The organism is Cereibacter sp. Soil_C_27 (genome assembly GCF_057657095.1).
The window spans coordinates 999,251-1,016,335 of record NZ_JBDGJD010000001.1 but is presented as its reverse complement, the minus strand read 5'-3'; the positions used below and the strand labels follow the sequence as shown (position 1 = coordinate 1,016,335).

Genomic DNA, 17,085 nt, shown 5'->3' with positions numbered 1-17,085 from the left:
CATGACGCAATCGACAGTGCCGAAGGACAGCAACGCCCTGCGGGTGATGGTCGTCGACGACTCCGCCTCGATACGCTCCGCCTTCTCGGCGATCATTGCCGCCGACCCCGGCCTCTCGCTCCTGGCCGCCGCTCCGGATGCCTTCGTCGCGGTCGAGAAGATGCGACAGGAACTGCCCGATGTCATCCTGCTCGATCTCGAGATGCCGAAGATGGACGGGCTGACCTTCCTTCGCAAGATCATGGCGCAGCGCCCGATTCCGGTCGTGGTCTGCTCCAGCCATACCGATGCCGGCTCCGAGGCGATGATAAAGGCGCTGGAGATCGGCGCAGCGGAGGTGCTTTCGAAACCCAAGCTCGACACGCCGGTCGCCCGGCAGGAGGCAGCGGTTCGGATCGGCGACGCGCTGCGCGCGGCGGCGCAGTCGCGGATGCCCGCCAGCCCGCGCCGAGCCAGGCCCTCGGCAGCGCTCGCACCCGGGGAAAAGCTGCTCGCCGACGTGATCCTGCCGCCGCTGCCGCCGCGCCAAGTGCCGGCAACCGAGCCGCTCATCGTCATTGGCGCCTCCACCGGCGGCATCGACGCGCTGAAACTGCTGCTCGAGGCGCTTCCCGCCCATGCTCCGCCCGCGGTCATCGTGCAGCACATGCCCGAACACTTCACCCTCGCTTTCGCACGACGGCTGAACACGCTCTGCACCGTGACAATCGACGAGGCCAAGGATGGTGATGCCTTGCAGGCCGGTCATGTGCTCATCGCGCCGGGCAATTACCACATGCTGGTGCGCCGGGTTTCTGCCAGCTACCGGGTCAGCATCGTCGACGGCCCCTGCGTCAGTCGGCATCGCCCTTCGGTCGATGTGCTGTTCCGCTCGGCGGCGCAGGCGGCGGGGGCCAATGCGATGGGCATCATCCTGACCGGAATGGGCGACGACGGCGCGCGTTGCCTGGCCGAGATGCGGGCCGCCGGCGCCCATACCGTTGCCCAAGACGAGGCGAGCTGCATCGTCTTCGGCATGCCCAAGGAGGCCATCGCGCGGGGCGGCGCGGCCAAGATCATGCCGCTGACCCAGATCGCCAGCGAAATCATGGGCTTTGCCGAACGTCATCACGCCACAAATCGGGGGCGCCCATGACGCTCCACACACCCCCGCGCCGTCCGCATGTCTCGGCCCGCGCAGTCATGCGGCTGACGTCGCAGATTTCCACCCTCGCCCGCGCGACGGAGGGCGCCTTCCTGCGCGCCGGCCACAGCCTCGAACAGGCGGTCGAGCGCTTCGACCGGCTCAGCGCACCGCTCAACGCGCTCTCCGCCCTCGCCGACGCAGGCGAATTCCGCTCTGCCATCGCCGGCTCCGCCCTGCTCGAACGCCGCGTCCGCGCCTTCGCCGAAAGCAGCACCGTCGTCTTCGCCCGGATCGCCGCGCTCTCCGAAGGCTCCGATCGGCTGCAAAGCGACCTCTTCGCCATGCGCCGGGTGATCCGCACGATGTCCATCGTCGCGCTGAACGCCCGCGTGACGGTCGCGGCCCTTGCCGAGCAGAATGCGGGACTCGACGTCTTCACCACCGCGGCGACCCTGCAGGTGGTGGAAGCCGGCACGATCATCGGCGAGATCAGCGATACCGTCGCCGGCATGGCCCAGCGCATCGCCATCGCCCACCAAGAGGCCGAGGCGCTGTCGAACCTGCTCGGCGCGCATCTGACCCAGACGCTTGCCGGGCTGCGCAGCGACATGACCGGCTTCGAGGCGGAGCTCGAGCGCTCGACCAAGGCCGGCAGCGTGATGATGCAGCACAGCCAGGGGTTTCAACGCGCCATCACCACCGCGGTCGTCGCGCTGCAGATCGGCGACACCACGCGGCAACGGCTGGAGCATGTCGTGGGCATCCTGAGCAGCACCGCCGAGGCCCGCGCGGAAGACGCTGCCCTGTCGCATCTCGTCTTCGCCTTGGCCGCCGCTCAGATCCGCGACGCACATGAACGTCACGCCGCGGCGATCACCACCGCGCAGGCCGCCCTGCGCGACGCCGGTCAGGAAACGGTGGAGATCGGCCGGATCGCCGCCCATACGGCAACGGCGCCCAAGCACAATCTGAAGCACAACCTGCAGCGCCTTCAAACCATCCTTGCCGATTGCGCCACCTCGCAGGTGCGGCTTCTCGACGTCGCCAAAGGTCTGTCGCAGGGCCTGTCCGGACTGCTCGTCATCCTCGAACAGATGACGGGCGTGGAAGAGCGGATGGGCATGATTGGGCTCAACGCGGTCATCGCCTGTTCCCAACTCGGCGACGAAGCACTGGCGCTCCGCGAAATATCCCTGCAGTTACGAGAGCTTGCGGTGACCTCCGCAGACCGTCTGCGCCAGATCACCGAAGGCCTGACCGCCATGGGCGAGGCTGCGGGCCAGACGAGCACCGATCTGTCGGAGGCATTCCGGAGCGATCTCGACGAGTTGACCCAGGCGGGGGCCGAGGTTTTCGGCGCCTTGTCGCGGATCGAGGCCGGCATCGCCGACACAGGCGGCGTCGTCGAACGCGAGCGCAAATGCGCGGAACGCGATCTCGCTGCGGGCATCCTCGCCCTCACGACGCATTCCACGGCCTTCCTCGATCTGGAAAACCTGATGCCCAGCTTCGATCTCTGGGCCAACCAGTTCGCCGGGTCTCCGCCGCAGGACGGCACGGCGCAGGTCATGGCGGCGCAGCGGCAGTGCTATTCCATGGCCGCGGAGCGTCTGGTGCATGACGCGCTGGTGACCTCCGTCCTGCCGGAGAGCGCGACCTTGGACGACACGACATCCGGACCGCCCGGCGGCGATGCCCTCGCCGACTTCTTCTTCTGACGGGCCAGAAGACGCTTCACCATCTGTAAAGGCGCCGCGACTAGCCTTGGCACAGGGCACCCCTGCGCCCACCAGACCAGAATCAGGACCCCGAGATGACCCAGACGGTCAAAAGCTCCCTGCTGCATTCCCTGTCCCTGCGGATGATCCTGCTGATCGGCCTCAGCATCGGCAGCATGACCATAGGTTTCGGCGCCGTCCTCCTTTGGTCGAGTGCGCGCACCATGGAAGGGCTCATCCAGGCCCAGGCCCGCGCCGTTGCGCAAATCGTTGCGAAAGAAGGCGTAGGTGCGCTCGCCTTCCGCGATACCCGCCGGGTTCAGACCCTGCTACAGACGGTGTTCGATGCCAGCGAAGGCAGCCTGATATGGGCCGTGGCGCTGGATGCCGAAGGCCGGCCGATCGCAGGAGTAAACGACCGGGCCGCCGACCCCGCGCTTCTCGCCTCCCTCGTGCAGCAGGCCATCTCCACCGGCACGTCGACGCTTGCCGAGGACGGGCTGCACTTCGGCCTTCCCGTCTTCCGCGACGATGACAACCGATTGGCGGGGGTGTTCGCGCTGGGCTGGAGCAACAAGGCCGCAGGGGCAGCTTCCGGCCCAAGCAATCTGGTGCTCCTTCTCTCAACGCTCGGCCTTGCCGTCGCCGCCACAACCGTCACAACCCTGCTTCTTCGCCGCACCTTCCTCCGCCCGCTCAGGCAGCTCACCTCCTCCGGCGACCCCGCGGCAGTCGAGCGTCTGGCGCTACGGCCCGACCTTCACGGCCAACTGGCCCGAGCCACCGCAGAGCTTCGCCAGAAGGCCAAGACAGCTGCAGCCACCGAAAGAACCCCGGTCCCCGAGGCCACCGTCTTCGCATCGATGCCGCATCCCCTGATGCTGATCGACGAGCACCTTCGCCTTACCGCCGCAAACCCGGCCCTGTCAGCCTTCATTGCCACGCTTCTCCCCGACCTCGATACACGCACGGGCATCGGCCAGCCCATCGAAGCACTTCTGCCGTCGGGAACCGCCCTGCGCGAAGCCGTCCTGCACGCCCTGCGCAGCGGGCAGCCGACCAACCTGTCGATAGGCAACCGGCGCCTCCTGCTCTCCCCATCGCCGCTCCCGACGGGCCAACCCGGGCAGCTGCTGGAATGGCAGGACGTGACTGAATTGCATGCACTTCGGGCGGTGTCCGAGGGCGTCGATGGAACGATGCTCAAGGCCGAGTTTGATGCCGCCGGCATCTTGCAGAGCGCAAACTCAGATTTCAACGCACTACTCGGTGCCACATCTATCGGGGGTGCTGCCTGGTCCCTTCACAACCTCGCCGCTGGCGGCGCGGGTGGACAATTCATGCAGCAGGCAGCACGGGGACGGGCCCAGGCAACGCTCAGCGTCAGCGGCAGTCGCGGCCCGGTGACACTGGCGTGCAGCTTGAGCAGTCTTCGAGATCTCGCGGGGCAGCCCAGCCGCTATCTGCTTCTTGCCAGAAATGTGAGCGAAGAGCAGCAGGTTCTGGATCAGCTTCAGTCGGAACGGCAGGAGTTGCAGGCGCAGCAGGCAGCGGTCGTTACTGCCCTTCGGCACGGCATGCGGCAACTGAGCAATGGCGATCTCACCACTCATATAGATCAGCCCTTCGACAGCCAGCATGACGAGCTGCGGCAGGAATTCAACCGCGCGGTAGACACGCTTGCAAGCGTCATGCGCGACGTGATCGGCAATGCCCAGAGCATCCGAAACGAGGCCCGCGATATCAGCTCGACCGCGCATACATTGGCGCAGCGCACCGAAAGCTCGGCGGCGACCTTGGAACAGACGGCTGCGGCCCTTGATGGTCTGACCGTCTCCGTGCGTTCGGCCGCGGACGGCGCCGCCGAGGCCGACCGGGTAGTTGCCGAGGCCAAGACCAACGCCGAGCAGAGTGGCAATATTGTCGTGGAGACGGTGTCCGCCATGGATACCATCGCCGCCTCTTCGGAGAAGATCACCTCCATCGTCAAGGTGATCGACGACATCGCCTTCCAGACCAACCTCCTCGCCCTGAACGCCGGTGTCGAAGCCGCGCGCGCAGGCGACGCCGGACGCGGCTTCGCGGTGGTAGCCTCCGAGGTTCGGGCCCTCGCCCAGCGCTCGTCCGAAGCTGCCCGCGAAATCAACGACCTGATCCTCAAAAGCGGCGGGCAGGTGAAGCGAGGCGTCGATCTCGTGGGCAAGACGGGGGAAGCGCTGAAGCAGATCGTCGCCTCCGTCTCCGACATTTCCGTGCTGGTTTCGGAGATCGCCGTGTCTTCGAAACAGCAATCCCTCGGGCTCGCCGAGATCAACAGCGCCGTCAATGATCTCGACCAGTCCACCCAGCAGAACGCAGCGCGTCTCGAGGAAGCGACAGCAGCCTCGGAGTCGCTGACGAATGACGCGATCGCCCTCGTTGAAAGCGTTGCCCATTTCCGGCTCGACGGCCAGGGCGGCTCTGCGGAAACTGTCGTTTCCTTTCGTGCGCGCAACCCCCAGGCTCGCGCAGCCGCTCCAGCGCCGCGTGTCGCCGCCACGGGTACCGACACCCCCCGCTCCGCGCCATCCTCTGCTTCGGATGCCGGATGGGAGGACTTTTGAGATGGCTGTTGCATCGAGGCCTTCCGCCGAGGCGGAAGCAAACAAGGGGGCACCGACGTGACCTCCCGTCAGGGCACCTCCCAAGCGGCCTCTCTACGCGCAGTCCACGTGATGCAGGGCGGCTTTGAAGCCTCAGCCTCGCCCTCGGACATGTTCACCACGATCCTCGGCTCCTGTGTCTGCACCTGTCTCTGCGACCCCGTCGCCGGAGTAGGCGGCATCAACCACTTCCTGCTCCCCGACGGCGGCAGCGGCGAGTCCCGGCAACTGAACTACGGGCTTCACGCGATGGAGCTCCTGATCAACGCGCTGCTGAAGCTCGGCGCCTCGAAGGACCGGCTGGAGGCGAAACTTTTCGGTGGCGCCATGATGAACAACCGTCTGGGCAGCATCGGTCGCGCCAATGTCGAATTCGCGCTTCGCTTCCTTGAAACGGAGTCCATTGCCTGCGTCGGCAAGAGCCTCGGCGGCACCATGGCGCGGCGCATCAGATACTGGCCAACGACGGGACGTGCCCAGCAGATGTTTCTGGGCACGAATACGCCGCCCCTCGTCGAACAGCCACCCCAACCCCTAACGAAAGGAGCCGGCGACGATGTCACCTTCTTCTGACACCCCCTTCCCGCACGACCGCATCCGCATGGCGGAGGCACGAGCATGATGGGAGCGAACACCCTCACGCTTCCCCAGCGTCTCGACCACGAGGGGACACGCGCTCTCCATGCCGCGCTGGATGCAAGACGAGGCACCGATGTGCGGATGGACGCAGCCAAGACGGTATTTCTTGGCGCGCTCGGCCTGCAACTCCTGCTGTCCGCTGCCCGCCAGTGGCGGGAGGGCGGGCAGCACTTCTCCGTCTCGCCCTGCTCACCGGCCTTCACCGACGATCTGCTGCGGCTCGGCGCAGACCTTTCCGACCTAAATGGGGACCAGCCATGACACTGACCGTATTGGCCATCGACGATTCCCGCACGATCCGGGAGCTGCTGAAGGAGGCCCTCCTGCAGGCCGGCTTCGAGGTTCACCTTGCGATCGACGGGATCGACGGGCTGGAAAAGCTCGAAGGCCTCACGCCCGATGTGGTGATCACCGATATCAACATGCCGCGGATGGACGGGTTCGGCTTCATCAAGGCGGTGCGGGACAAGGGCACGCATTCCGCCCTGCCGATCATCGTGCTGACGACCGAAAGCGCTGCCGATCTGAAGGCCCGCGCACGCGAAGCGGGGGCAACAGCCTGGATCGTCAAGCCTTTCGACGAGGTGAAGCTGGTCTCGGCGCTGCGGCGCGTCACGGCGGCCTGACCATGGAGCAAAGCGATATCCGGGCCACGTTCTTTCAGGAATGCGAAGAGCTCGTCGAAGCGCTCAACGACGGGCTGGACGAAATCGACGAAGCGCTTGAAGAAGGTCAGGCCGAGCCGGAGACGGTAAATGCGGTGTTCCGGGCCGTGCATTCGATCAAGGGCGGCGCGGGGGCCTTCAAACTCGAGACGCTCGTGCGCTTCGCCCATCACTTCGAAACCACGCTCGATGCGGTCCGCTCGGGCAAGGTCGCGCCGGATCCGGCGCTGCTGCTTCTCTTTCACCGGGCGGCCGACCATCTGTCGGACCTGCTGAATGCGGCCCGCGACGGCAGTGATCCCGGCGCAGAGAGCGGGGCGGAGCTGATTTCTCTACTGGCGGCCGTCACCGGCGGCGATGAGGAAGAATTCACCGACGGCGACGCCGAGGATTTCGGCTTCGTCCCTATGGCGCTCAGTTTTGACGAGGATCCGCCGGAGGAAGGTGCCCGCTGCTTCGAGATCAGCTTTTCCCCAACTCGGGCCCTCTATGCCAATGGCCACGACCCCTCGGTGCTGTTCCGCGTCTTGGCAGACCTCGGTCCCGTGAGCGTCACCCTCGATCGCAGCCGCCTGCCGCCTTTCGACGCACTGGACTGGCAGCAGACCTATCTTGATTGGACGCTGTCCCTGATCACGGACGAACCCGAACACCAGATCGACGAGGTTTTCGAATTCGTGGAAGGCCTCTGCAGCCTCGAGATCCATGCTCAAGGAGCGGGCTTCGTCCCTCCATCACCGATGGAGCCCGAACCTCTTGCCGAAGTGCCATCTCCGAGGATCGTGCCCACCGCGCCGCCACCGAAGCCCCGCTCCGCCGAGACCGAGGAGAGCAGCGACAAGAAGGCCTCCGCCCCCCGTGCCACCGTGCGGGTGGAGCTCGATCGGGTGGACCGGCTGATCAACGTGGTCGGCGAACTGGTGATCAATCAGGCGATGCTGTCGCAATGCGTCCAGGATGCAGGCATGCCCGCGCGTTCCGCGGTCCGCTCGGGGCTCGACGACTTCAAGAGCCTCGCGCGCGAGATACAGGAAAGCGTCATGGCGATCCGCGCCCAGGCGATCAAGCCACTGTTCCAGCGCATGTCGCGGATCGCGCGCGAAGCCTCCGACATCGCCGGCAAGCAGGTGCGGCTTCTGACCGAGGGCGAGACGACCGAGGTCGACAAGACGGTGATCGAACGCCTCGCCGATCCGCTTACCCATATGATCCGCAATGCGGTCGACCACGGGATCGAGGCGACCGAGGTCCGGCGCGCGGCGGGCAAGCCCGAGACCGGCAGCATCACCCTTTCGGCCGCGCATCGCTCGGGCCGGGTGTTGATTGAGGTGATCGATGACGGCGGCGGCATCAACCGGCCAAAGGTGAAGCAGATCGCGGCAAGCAAGGGGTTGATCCCGCCGGATGCCGAGCTTTCGGATGCCGAAATCGACATGCTGCTCTTCCTGCCGGGATTCTCCACTTCCACCGTCGTCTCGGATCTGTCGGGGCGCGGTGTCGGGATGGATGTGGTGAAAAGCGCGATCCAAGCGCTGGGCGGCCGCGTCGCCATCGCCTCGACACCGGGCCAAGGGACGACCTTCTCGATCAGCCTGCCGCTGACGCTTGCGGTGCTTGATGGGATGGTCGTCGATGTCGCGGGGCAGACCATGGTCGTTCCGATCACCGCCATCGTCGAGACGCTGCGCCCCCTGCCGGAGGATGTGCATTTCCTTGGCTCCGGCGCGCAGGTGGTGACGATCCGCGGGGCTTTCGTGCCGATCATCGATCTCGGCGCGGCCTTCGGCCACCGCCCGCCGGTGCACGACTTTTCCGAGCGGGTGCTGATGCTCGTGGAGAATGAGCAGCAGAAACAATGCGCTCTGGTGGTCGATGCGATCTACGACCAAAGGCAGGTGGTGATCAAGGGGATGGAGAACGGCTATGGCCGCATCCCCGGCATCGCGGCGGCGACCATTCTGGGTGACGGACGCATCGCCCTCATCATCGACCCTGACGAGGCCGTGGGCAGCATCTCCGCCGGGATCGGGGACATGTGATGCCGACCGCGCGCCCCCTCCAGGCCGAATCCCGCGAGCTTGTCGCCTTCCGCATCGGGCCACAGGAGTTCTGTCTCGACATCAAGATGGTGCGCGAGATCCGCAGCTGGACGCCCGCGACCATCCTGCCGCATGCGCCGCATTATGTGCTGGGGGTGATCAACCTGCGCGGCTCTGTGGTGCCGATCATCAACCTCGCCGAACGGCTGGCGCTGGGCATGCCGGAGCCCGACGCCCGCCATGTCATCATTATCGCGGTGATAGAAACCCAGGTGATCGGCATCCTCGTCGATGCGGTCTCAGACATCATGACCGTGCCGGAAAGCGCGATCCAGCCGACGCCGCATGTTGCCTCCGATTCGACCCAGGCCTTCGTGCGGGGCGTGATCGCAGTGGAGGAGCGCATGCTGCGGCTGATCGATCTTGCGACGGTCTTCCCCCCGGCGCGCAAGGACGGCCCATGACGATCCAGCACCTACCACGCCTCCTCGCCCCGCCGGAACGGGAGTTTCTCTTTACGCCGGAGGATTTCCAGCGCATCGTGGCCCTCGCCCGCAGCGAGGCCGGCATTGTTCTGGCCGATAACAAGGAGCCTCTGGTTTACGCCCGGCTCGCCAAGCGTCTGCGCCATCTCTCGCTGGCGAGCTTCGCCGCCTATCTCGAACGGCTGTCGGCCTGTGCTGAGGAGCGCGCCGTCTTCGTCTCGACCCTGACCACCAATACGACGCACTTCTTCCGTGAAAATCATCACTTCGAGACCTTGTGCCACGTCGTCCTGCCCCCGCTGGTCGCCGGCGCGCGCAAGGGGCGGCGCGTGCGGCTCTGGTCGGCGGGCTGTTCCAGCGGCGAGGAGCCTTACAGCGTAGCAATGACGCTGCTGCGGCTCTGTCCTGCCGCGCCGACGCTGGACCTCAAGATCCTTGCCACCGATATCGACCTGCAGATCCTCGAACGGGCGCGCGCCGGGCGCTACTCCTGCCAGGCGGTTGAGGCTCTGCCGCCCGAGATGCAGAACTTCTTTGATCCGCCGGGGCCCGATGGCGCTTGTGCGGTGACGGCAGCGGTGCGGGCGCTGGTGACCTTCAAGCCGATGAATCTCGTGCGGCCCTGGCCGGTCAATGGGCCCTTCGACGTGATTCTCTGCCGGAATGTCGCGATCTATTTCGCGCCCGAGACACAGGACGAGATCTGGCGCGGCTTCGCGGCGACGCTCCGCCCGGGCGGCCATCTGTTTCTTGGACATTCCGAACGGCTTTCTCCTGCGGTCAAGAACGATTTCGAAACCATTGGCATGACAACATTCCGCTTGCGCGGCACGGGCCGAACCGAACCCGGAGAAGGAGACGACGAATGTCGCTGAAAGACAGCATCAGGGTCATGGTGGTCGATGACATGTCGACCAGTCGCGGCCTGATCATTCAGGCTCTGGAAGAGCTGGGGATCAAGAAGATCGATTTCGCCAAGGACGGTGCCTCGGCCCTGCGGGCGCTGGTGGCCAACCCCGTCCATCTGGTGATCTCGGACTACAACATGCCGGGGCTCGACGGGCTCGGCCTGCTGAAGGGCATCCGCGACAACCGCACCACGGCCCGGATGGGCTTCATCCTCGTCAGCGGCAGTGCCAGCAAGGAGATCATCGAGAGGGGGCAGGCGCTCGGCATGAACAATTTCCTGAAGAAACCCTTCACCACGGACGGCATGCGCCGGGTGATCCAGGCCGTGGTGGGCGCGCTGTGACCGCGCCGCTGCGGCAGCAGATGGCGCTGCAGATGCTCCTGCACCGGGCCTCGGGCGAGGTCCGACAGCTCTGCGGCAAGGCCCTGGGTCTCGAGGAGGCGGTGGGCGCGGCGGTGAGCGGCGGGCTCGATGTCGGCCCGCTCGGCGCGAGGCTGCAGGTGCTCGACGGGCTGGTGCAGGCGCTGACCGGGATGGCCGATTATCTCGAGGGGCTGGCGGAGGAGGTCGACGCGGGGCTTCTGGTCGATCCGGCGCCGGCGCTCGGGCGGGTGCGCCAGCGCGATCTCGCCCGCGGGCTGATGGGTGAGGTTGGGACTACGGCCGTCGATGCCGGGGCGGCGGATTTCTTTTGATGTCAGCCGATCAGCGTCGCCAGCCGCCGCACCGCCGCCAGATAACCTTCGGTGCCCAGACCCGCGATGACCCCTTCGGCGCGGAGCGAGACGTAGGAGTTGTGGCGGAAACTCTCGCGCTTGTGGATGTTGGAGATATGCACCTCGATCACCGGACCGTCGAAGGCGTTCAACGCATCGAGGATCGCGATGGAAGTATGGCTGTAGGCGCCCGGGTTGATGATGATGCCCTGCGCGGCGCGGCGGGCCTCCTGGATCGTGTCGACCAGCACGCCCTCGTGGTTCGACTGCAGTGCGCGGAGGCTCAGGCCGAGGCTCCCGGCCAAGGCGGTGGCCGAGGCCTCGACATCGGCGAGGGTCTCGCTGCCGTAGATCTCCGGCTGGCGCTGGCCCAGCAGGTTCAGGTTCGGGCCGTTGAGCAGGAAGATGGTCCGGGGCATCGCAATCCTCGTCGTCGCGCGGGGCAAGAAGTCCGGGCCAGACGACGCGAAAGCCGAGCGAATGGCAAGCCCCCCTCGGGCGGTCCCGCGTCCAGCTCAGCGCTCCAGCGCCTCCTTCAGCGAGCGGGGGGCGGGGCTGATCGGGCGCAGGTCGAGCGAGGAGATCAGGTCGAGCAGATGGCCCTTCATCAACGTCTCCGCCTGATCGGCATCCTTTTCGGCGAAGGCCCGCATCAGCGCCTCATGCGCATGGCTTTCGCAGAGCGCGTTGCGCCTTTGCCAGTAGAGCGCGATGATCAGCGAAGAGCGCGCAACGAGCTGGGTGATGAAGCCGCAGATCGTGTCCTGATCCGCAATCCGCGCGATCTCGATATGGAACAGCCCCGAAAGCCGCAACGCCCGACCCGGGTCGCTGGCGGCAAGCGCGGCATGTTCCTCGTCGATATGCGCGGTCAGCCGCTTCAGATCGGCGGGCGTCGCCCGTTCGGCGGCGGAGCGGGCGGTGCGCGGCTCCAGAAGGGCGCGGGCCTCGAAGACCTCGCGCGCCTCACGGACCGTCGGCTGCGCCACGAAGGCACCCCGGTTGCGCTTCAGCGTCACCAGCCGCTCATGCGCCAGTTGCTGCAGCGCAGCGCGCACCACGGTACGGCTGACCCCGAAGATCTCGCCCACCTCGTCTTCGCTGAGCTTGGCCCCCGGCGGAATGCGATGCTCGTGGATCGCCAATGCCAGCCGTCCTGCCACCGTCTCGTTGCTGCCGCCCGCTGAGGGAGGGAGGTCGTCCATCCGTCTGCCTTCCTGTGACTGGCTTCCCTCCTCGCGCCAAATCGGCGCGAGGGCAAGGCACAGCGGACACCGGGCGGCGGCCGAGCAGATTGTATACAATTTTTTGGCAAACCGCATCCAGCCCCGGATACAGTCGCCGATAATTTGAGCAGCCAAAGATTCCCGCCGCGCTGCCCCCAGAATCTTCGTGCCCTGCCGCCTCGCATCGCCACAGCCTTGGACAGGCAGCGGCGGGGGTGGCATGCGGACCGGACACGATCTTGAACTCGTTCATGTAACCAAGCGCTATGGCACGGCCACGGCGGTCGCCGATGTGAGCCATCTGTTCCGGGCCGGCAGCTATGTCTGCCTGCTCGGCCCCTCGGGCTGCGGCAAGTCCTCGACGCTGCGGATGATCGCCGGGCACGAGACGATCAGCGAGGGATCGATCCTGCTCTCGGGCAAGGATGTGAGCCGCCTGCCCCCGGCCCGTCGCGGCACGGCGATGATGTTCCAGAGCTACGCGCTCTTCCCGCATCTCAGCGTCACCGACAACGTGGCCTTCAGCCTGAAGATGAAGGGCGTCGATGCCGCAACCCGCCGCGGCAAGGCGATGGAGCTGCTCGAGCTGGTCGACATGACCCGCTACACCGACCGCCTGCCCGCGCAGCTGTCGGGCGGTCAGCAGCAGCGCGTGGCGCTGGCCCGCGCGCTGATCACCGATCCGCAGGTGCTCCTGCTCGACGAGCCGCTCTCGGCGCTCGACCCCTTCCTGCGCATCCGGATGCGGGCCGAGCTGAAGCGGCTGCAGCGCGAGCTCGGGATCTCCTTCATCCACGTCACCCACGGACAGGACGAGGCGCTGGCCCTCGCCGACGAGGTGGTGGTGATGAACAACGCGCGGATCGAGCAGGCGGGCAGCGCGCGCGAGGTGTTCAACGCACCACGCAGCGAATTCGTCGCCCGCTTCATGGGCGGCCACAACGTGCTCGCCCTCCCCGAAGGCCGCTTCGCGATCCGCGCCGACGCGGTGCGGCTGGGCGAGGCCGGCACCCCGGCCACCGTCAGCGCGGTGGAGTATCAGGGCGGCCATGTCGCGCTCACTGCCCGCACGGCCAAGGATCAGGAAATCCTCGCCCTGATCCCCGAAGCCGATTTCTTTGCGAATCCGAAATCTCCCGGCGAGGCGGTCAGCCTCGTCTGGGACGAGGGGCGGCTGCACCGCCTCCAGGCCTGACAACCAACAAACCGACAGGAGAGATCATGACCAAGACATTCAGCCGTCGCACCCTGCTCAAGGGCGCCGCAGCGGCCACGGCGGCCTCGGCCTTTCCCGCGCCGATGATCTGGGCGCAGAACATCAAGGACATCACCCTGCGCCAGTTCGGCACCGGCGTGTCGAACCTCAACGAGGTGGCGCAGAAGGTGAAGGAAGACCTCGGCTTCACGCTGGAAATGACGGCCCTCGACAGCGACGCCGTAACCCAGCGCGCCGCAACCCAGCCCGACAGCTTCGACATCGCCGACATCGAATACTGGATCTGCAAGAAGGTCTGGCCGACCGGCAACCTGCAGGCGATGGATACCTCGAAGATCAAGAACTACGACAAGATCGTCGGCATCTTCCGCAACGGCAAGCTGACGCCCGAGAGCGTGATCGCGCAGGGCACGGCACCTCACACGGTGGGCTTCACCTCCGGTCCGGGCGGCACCGACTTCGTCGCCGAGGAATCCGGCTGGATGACGCTCATCCCCACGATCTACAACGCCGACACGCTGGGCATCCGCCCCGACCTGATCGGCCGCCCGATCGAAAGCTGGACCGAGCTTCTGAACCCCGAGTTCAAGGGCAAGGCCTCGATCCTCGACATCTCCTCCATCGGCATCATGGATGCGGCCATGGTCTGCGAGGCGATGGGCGAGATCCAGTATGGCGACAAGGGCAACATGACCCGCGAAGAGATCGACAAGACCATGGCGATCTTCACCGAGGCCAAGAAGGCCGGCCAGTTCCGCGCCTTCTGGAAGACCTTCGACGAGAGCGTGAACCTGATGGCGAGTGGCGAGGTGGTGATCCAGTCGATGTGGTCGCCCGCAATCACCGCCGTCAAGTCGCGCGGCATCCCCTGCGTCTACCAGCCGCTGAAGGAAGGCTACCGCTCCTGGGGCGGCGGCATCGGCCTGTCGAAGAACCTCAGCGGGCTGGAGCTCGATGCGGCCTATGAATACATCAACTGGTACCTCTCCGGCTGGGTCGGCGGCTACCTGATGCGTCAGGGCTACTACTCCGCCGTGCCGGAGACCTCCAAGGAGTTCATGTCCGCCGACGAATGGGGCTACTGGTTCGAGGGCAAGCCCGCCACCGGCGACATCACCTCGCCCACCGGCGAGAAGCTCGCGGGCGCGGGCGACGTGCGCGACGGCGGTTCCTTCGAGGAGCGGATGGGCCGCGTGGCCTGCTGGAACGCCGTGATGGACGAGAACCAGTACATGGTCCGCAAGTGGAACGAGTTCATCGCCGCCTGAGCCAAACGCGGGGGGCTCCGGCCCCCCGTTTCCCCATGACGAGGGCCGCATGGACAAGATCCTGAAATCCAACAGCCTGACCGGCTGGCTGATGGCCGCCCCGCTGACCGCGGTCCTGGCCTTCTTCCTGATCCTGCCGATCCTGATGATCGTCGTGGTCAGCTTCTGGACGGCGACGGAGTTCTCCATCGTCCCGGCCTTCTCGCTGGAGAATTACCAGTTCCTCTTCGGCTCGCCGGTGACCTATTCGGTCTTTCTCAACACCTTCAAATATGCCGCGATCACCTGGGCGATCACCCTCGTCCTCGGCTTCACCATCGCCTATTTCCTCGCCTTCCACGTCCGCAGCCAGACATGGCAGACCGCGCTCTTCCTGCTCTGCACCATCCCGTTCTGGACCTCGAACATCATCCGCATGATCTCGTGGATCCCCTTCCTCGGGCGCAACGGCATCGCCAATTCGGCGCTGACCTCCTGGGGGGTGATCGATGAGCCGCTGGAGTGGCTGCTGTTCTCGGATTTCGCCGTGATCCTCGCCTTCGTGCATCTCTACACGCTGTTCATGGTGGTGCCGATCTTCAACACCATGATGCGCATCGACCGCTCGCTGCTCGAGGCCGCCAATGACGCGGGCGCCACCGGCTTCCAGACGCTGGTGAACGTGATCCTGCCGCTGACCAAGCCCGGCATCATGATCGGCTCGATCTTCGTCATCACGCTGGTCATGGGCGACTTCATCACCGTGCGCTTCATGTCGGGCTCGCAGTCGGCCAATGTCGGTCGGCTGATCTCCAACGACATCGGGCTGCTGCAATACCCCTCCGCCGCCGCGACCGCCGTGGTGCTGCTGGTGACGGTGCTCATCACCATCGGCCTGATGCTGCGCCTCGTCGATATCCGCAAGGAGCTGTGATGGAACCCCGCCCCAAGTCCTTCTACATCCTCGCCACCGTCTTCGGCCTGTTCCTGCTGTTCCTCTACGGCCCGACGCTGACCATCGCCGTCCTGAGCTTCCAGGGACCGACCGGCGGGCTCACCTTCCCCATGCGCGGCGTCTCGCTGAACTGGTTCCGCGAGCTGTTCATGGAGCAGGCGGTGGGCGACATCTGGGGCAGCTTTGCCCGCTCGGCCTTGCTGGGGCTGATGGTCATGGTGACCACGGTCGTCGTCTCGGTCATGGGGGGCCTCGCCTTCCGCAAGAAATTCGCAGGCTCGGGCCTCCTCTTCTACCTCGTCCTCGCCAGCCTCGTGATCCCCTCGATCCTCGTTTCGCTCGGCGTCGGCCTCGTCTTCAGCCAGATGGGCCTGCCGATCCACTGGGCGGGCTCGGGTTTCGGCGCGCAGCTGACATGGACGCTGCCCTTCGGCCTTCTCATCATGTTTGCCGTCTTCAACCGCTTCAACGGCGCCTACGAGGAGGCCGCTCGCGATCAGGGCGCCTCCGCCTGGCAGACCATCCGCCATGTCGTGCTGCCGATCATCGCCCCCTCGCTGATCGGGGTCGCGCTCTTCGGCTTCACGCTCAGCTACGACGAATTCGCCCGCACCCTGCTGACCGCGGGCAGCTACAACACGCTGCCGCTCGAGATCTACGGCATGACCACCAACGTCACCACGCCGGTGATCTTCGCGCTCGGCACCCTCACCACGCTCTTCTCGCTGGTGATCATCGGCGGCTTTCTGGTGACGCTTTGGCTGATGAACCGCCGGCGCGCCAAGGCGGGCTCTGACGCGGGCAAGGGGATGCTATGATCCGCCTCGCCGTCATCAACCCCAACTCCACCGTCTCGATGACCGAAAAGATCGCCGCCGCCGCCCGTCTGGCGGCGCCCGAGGCCGAGATCACCGGCATCACCTGCCACGGCGCCCCCCCGGCGATCCAGGGCCCCGAGGATGGCGCCGCCGCCCTGCCCTTCGTGCTGGCTGAGGTGCGCCGCGCCGCGGCCTCCGGCGCGCAGGCCTGCATCATCGCCTGTTTCGACGACACCGGCCTCGCCGAAGCCCGCGCCGCCGTCGCCATCCCGGTGATCGGCATCGGCGAGGCGGCCTTCCACGCCGCCATGCTTCTCGGCCACCGTTACTCGGTCGTCACCACCCTCGCCGTCTCGGTCCCGGTGATCGAGGCGAACATCCGCAGCTACGGCCTCGCCTCCCACTGTCTCGCGGTCCGCGCCAGCGAGGTGCCGGTGCTGGAGCTGGAGCGCGAGGGCTCCGACGCCCGCGCGCGGATCTCGGCCGAGATCGCCACCGCGATCCGCGTTGATGGCGCCAGCGCCATCGTCCTCGGCTGCGCCGGGATGGCCGATCTGGCGGCCAGCCTCGCCGCGGAACACGGCCTGCCGGTGCTCGACGGCGTCGCCGCCGCCTGCGCTTTCGCCTCGGCGCTGGTCCAGATCGGACGCAGCGCTACCCTGTCTTCCGAAGGAGCGTGACCC

Annotated in this window: 18 protein-coding genes; 16 read left to right on the top strand and 2 right to left on the bottom strand. The window is 66.3% G+C overall.

Annotated elements, in window-relative coordinates; all coding sequences use genetic code 11:
• Window position 1: 1 nt before the first annotated feature.
• The 11 genes from AC3A5Z_RS05060 (at window position 2) to AC3A5Z_RS05010 (ending at window position 10,919) form a co-directional block, all read left to right on the top strand.
• A complete protein-coding gene (locus tag AC3A5Z_RS05060) occupies window positions 2-1,135 on the top strand; it encodes a protein-glutamate methylesterase/protein-glutamine glutaminase (protein ID WP_487518277.1) in 1,134 nt (377 codons plus the stop codon).
• Complete coding sequence (locus tag AC3A5Z_RS05055) at window positions 1,132-2,844, top strand: chemotaxis protein (protein WP_487518276.1); 1,713 nt, start codon at window positions 1,132-1,134, stop codon at window positions 2,842-2,844. Before AC3A5Z_RS05060 ends, AC3A5Z_RS05055 begins: the two co-directional genes overlap by 4 nt.
• A gap of 95 nt (window positions 2,845-2,939) precedes the next feature.
• Window positions 2,940-5,447: a methyl-accepting chemotaxis protein gene (locus AC3A5Z_RS05050; RefSeq protein ID WP_487518275.1), complete on the top strand. Its 2,508-nt coding sequence runs from the start codon at window positions 2,940-2,942 to the stop codon at window positions 5,445-5,447.
• Between the two features lie 57 nt (window positions 5,448-5,504).
• Window positions 5,505-6,059, top strand: a complete 555-nt coding sequence (locus AC3A5Z_RS05045) for a chemotaxis protein CheD (protein ID WP_487518274.1) — start codon at window positions 5,505-5,507, stop codon at window positions 6,057-6,059.
• Window positions 6,060-6,104: 45 nt separating this feature from the next.
• Entirely contained in the window at window positions 6,105-6,386 is a 282-nt protein-coding gene (locus AC3A5Z_RS05040) for an STAS domain-containing protein (protein WP_487518273.1), read from the top strand.
• On the top strand, window positions 6,383-6,751 hold the full coding sequence (locus AC3A5Z_RS05035) for a response regulator (RefSeq protein ID WP_487518272.1): 369 nt from the start codon (window positions 6,383-6,385) through the stop codon (window positions 6,749-6,751). The genes AC3A5Z_RS05040 and AC3A5Z_RS05035 overlap by 4 nt, the downstream gene beginning before the upstream one ends.
• 2 nt (window positions 6,752-6,753) lie before the next feature.
• The gene (locus tag AC3A5Z_RS05030; RefSeq protein WP_487518271.1) at window positions 6,754-8,829 is read left to right on the top strand and encodes a chemotaxis protein CheA; all 2,076 of its coding nucleotides are present in this window, start codon (window positions 6,754-6,756) and stop codon (window positions 8,827-8,829) included.
• Window positions 8,829-9,293, top strand: coding sequence for a chemotaxis protein CheW (locus tag AC3A5Z_RS05025; RefSeq protein WP_487518270.1), 465 nt, complete (start codon window positions 8,829-8,831; stop codon window positions 9,291-9,293). Before AC3A5Z_RS05030 ends, AC3A5Z_RS05025 begins: the two co-directional genes overlap by 1 nt.
• A gap of 77 nt (window positions 9,294-9,370) precedes the next feature.
• Entirely contained in the window at window positions 9,371-10,189 is an 819-nt protein-coding gene (locus AC3A5Z_RS05020; RefSeq protein ID WP_487518269.1) for a CheR family methyltransferase, read from the top strand.
• Entirely contained in the window at window positions 10,180-10,566 is a 387-nt protein-coding gene (locus tag AC3A5Z_RS05015) for a response regulator (protein WP_487518268.1), read from the top strand. The genes AC3A5Z_RS05020 and AC3A5Z_RS05015 overlap by 10 nt, the downstream gene beginning before the upstream one ends.
• The gene (locus AC3A5Z_RS05010) at window positions 10,563-10,919 is read left to right on the top strand and encodes a hypothetical protein (RefSeq protein WP_487518266.1); all 357 of its coding nucleotides are present in this window, start codon (window positions 10,563-10,565) and stop codon (window positions 10,917-10,919) included. The genes AC3A5Z_RS05015 and AC3A5Z_RS05010 overlap by 4 nt, the downstream gene beginning before the upstream one ends.
• A gap of 2 nt (window positions 10,920-10,921) precedes the next feature.
• Here the strand turns inward: AC3A5Z_RS05010 and aroQ are convergent, their stop codons facing one another.
• Both aroQ and AC3A5Z_RS05000 read right to left on the bottom strand, forming a co-directional pair.
• Window positions 10,922-11,359, bottom strand: a complete 438-nt coding sequence (gene aroQ, locus AC3A5Z_RS05005; protein ID WP_487518265.1) for a type II 3-dehydroquinate dehydratase — start codon at window positions 11,357-11,359, stop codon at window positions 10,922-10,924.
• A gap of 96 nt (window positions 11,360-11,455) precedes the next feature.
• Window positions 11,456-12,145, bottom strand: a complete 690-nt coding sequence (locus tag AC3A5Z_RS05000) for a GntR family transcriptional regulator (RefSeq protein WP_487518264.1) — start codon at window positions 12,143-12,145, stop codon at window positions 11,456-11,458.
• Between the two features lie 241 nt (window positions 12,146-12,386).
• Between AC3A5Z_RS05000 and AC3A5Z_RS04995 the strand changes: the two genes are divergently transcribed.
• Genes AC3A5Z_RS04995 through AC3A5Z_RS04975 form a run of 5 tightly spaced genes read left to right on the top strand, consistent with a single transcriptional unit; the run spans window position 12,387 to window position 17,082 of the window.
• The gene (locus AC3A5Z_RS04995) at window positions 12,387-13,361 is read left to right on the top strand and encodes an ABC transporter ATP-binding protein (RefSeq protein ID WP_487518263.1); all 975 of its coding nucleotides are present in this window, start codon (window positions 12,387-12,389) and stop codon (window positions 13,359-13,361) included.
• A 26-nt stretch (window positions 13,362-13,387) separates the two neighbouring features.
• Window positions 13,388-14,650: an ABC transporter substrate-binding protein gene (locus tag AC3A5Z_RS04990; protein WP_487518262.1), complete on the top strand. Its 1,263-nt coding sequence runs from the start codon at window positions 13,388-13,390 to the stop codon at window positions 14,648-14,650.
• Window positions 14,651-14,699: 49 nt separating this feature from the next.
• Window positions 14,700-15,563 (top strand): ABC transporter permease, encoded by an 864-nt coding sequence (locus tag AC3A5Z_RS04985; protein WP_487518261.1) that lies wholly within the window; start codon window positions 14,700-14,702, stop codon window positions 15,561-15,563.
• Complete coding sequence (locus AC3A5Z_RS04980) at window positions 15,563-16,402, top strand: ABC transporter permease (protein ID WP_487518260.1); 840 nt, start codon at window positions 15,563-15,565, stop codon at window positions 16,400-16,402. Before AC3A5Z_RS04985 ends, AC3A5Z_RS04980 begins: the two co-directional genes overlap by 1 nt.
• Window positions 16,402-17,082, top strand: a complete 681-nt coding sequence (locus AC3A5Z_RS04975) for an aspartate/glutamate racemase family protein (RefSeq protein ID WP_487518636.1) — start codon at window positions 16,402-16,404, stop codon at window positions 17,080-17,082. The genes AC3A5Z_RS04980 and AC3A5Z_RS04975 overlap by 1 nt, the downstream gene beginning before the upstream one ends.
• Window positions 17,083-17,085: the final 3 nt, after the last annotated feature.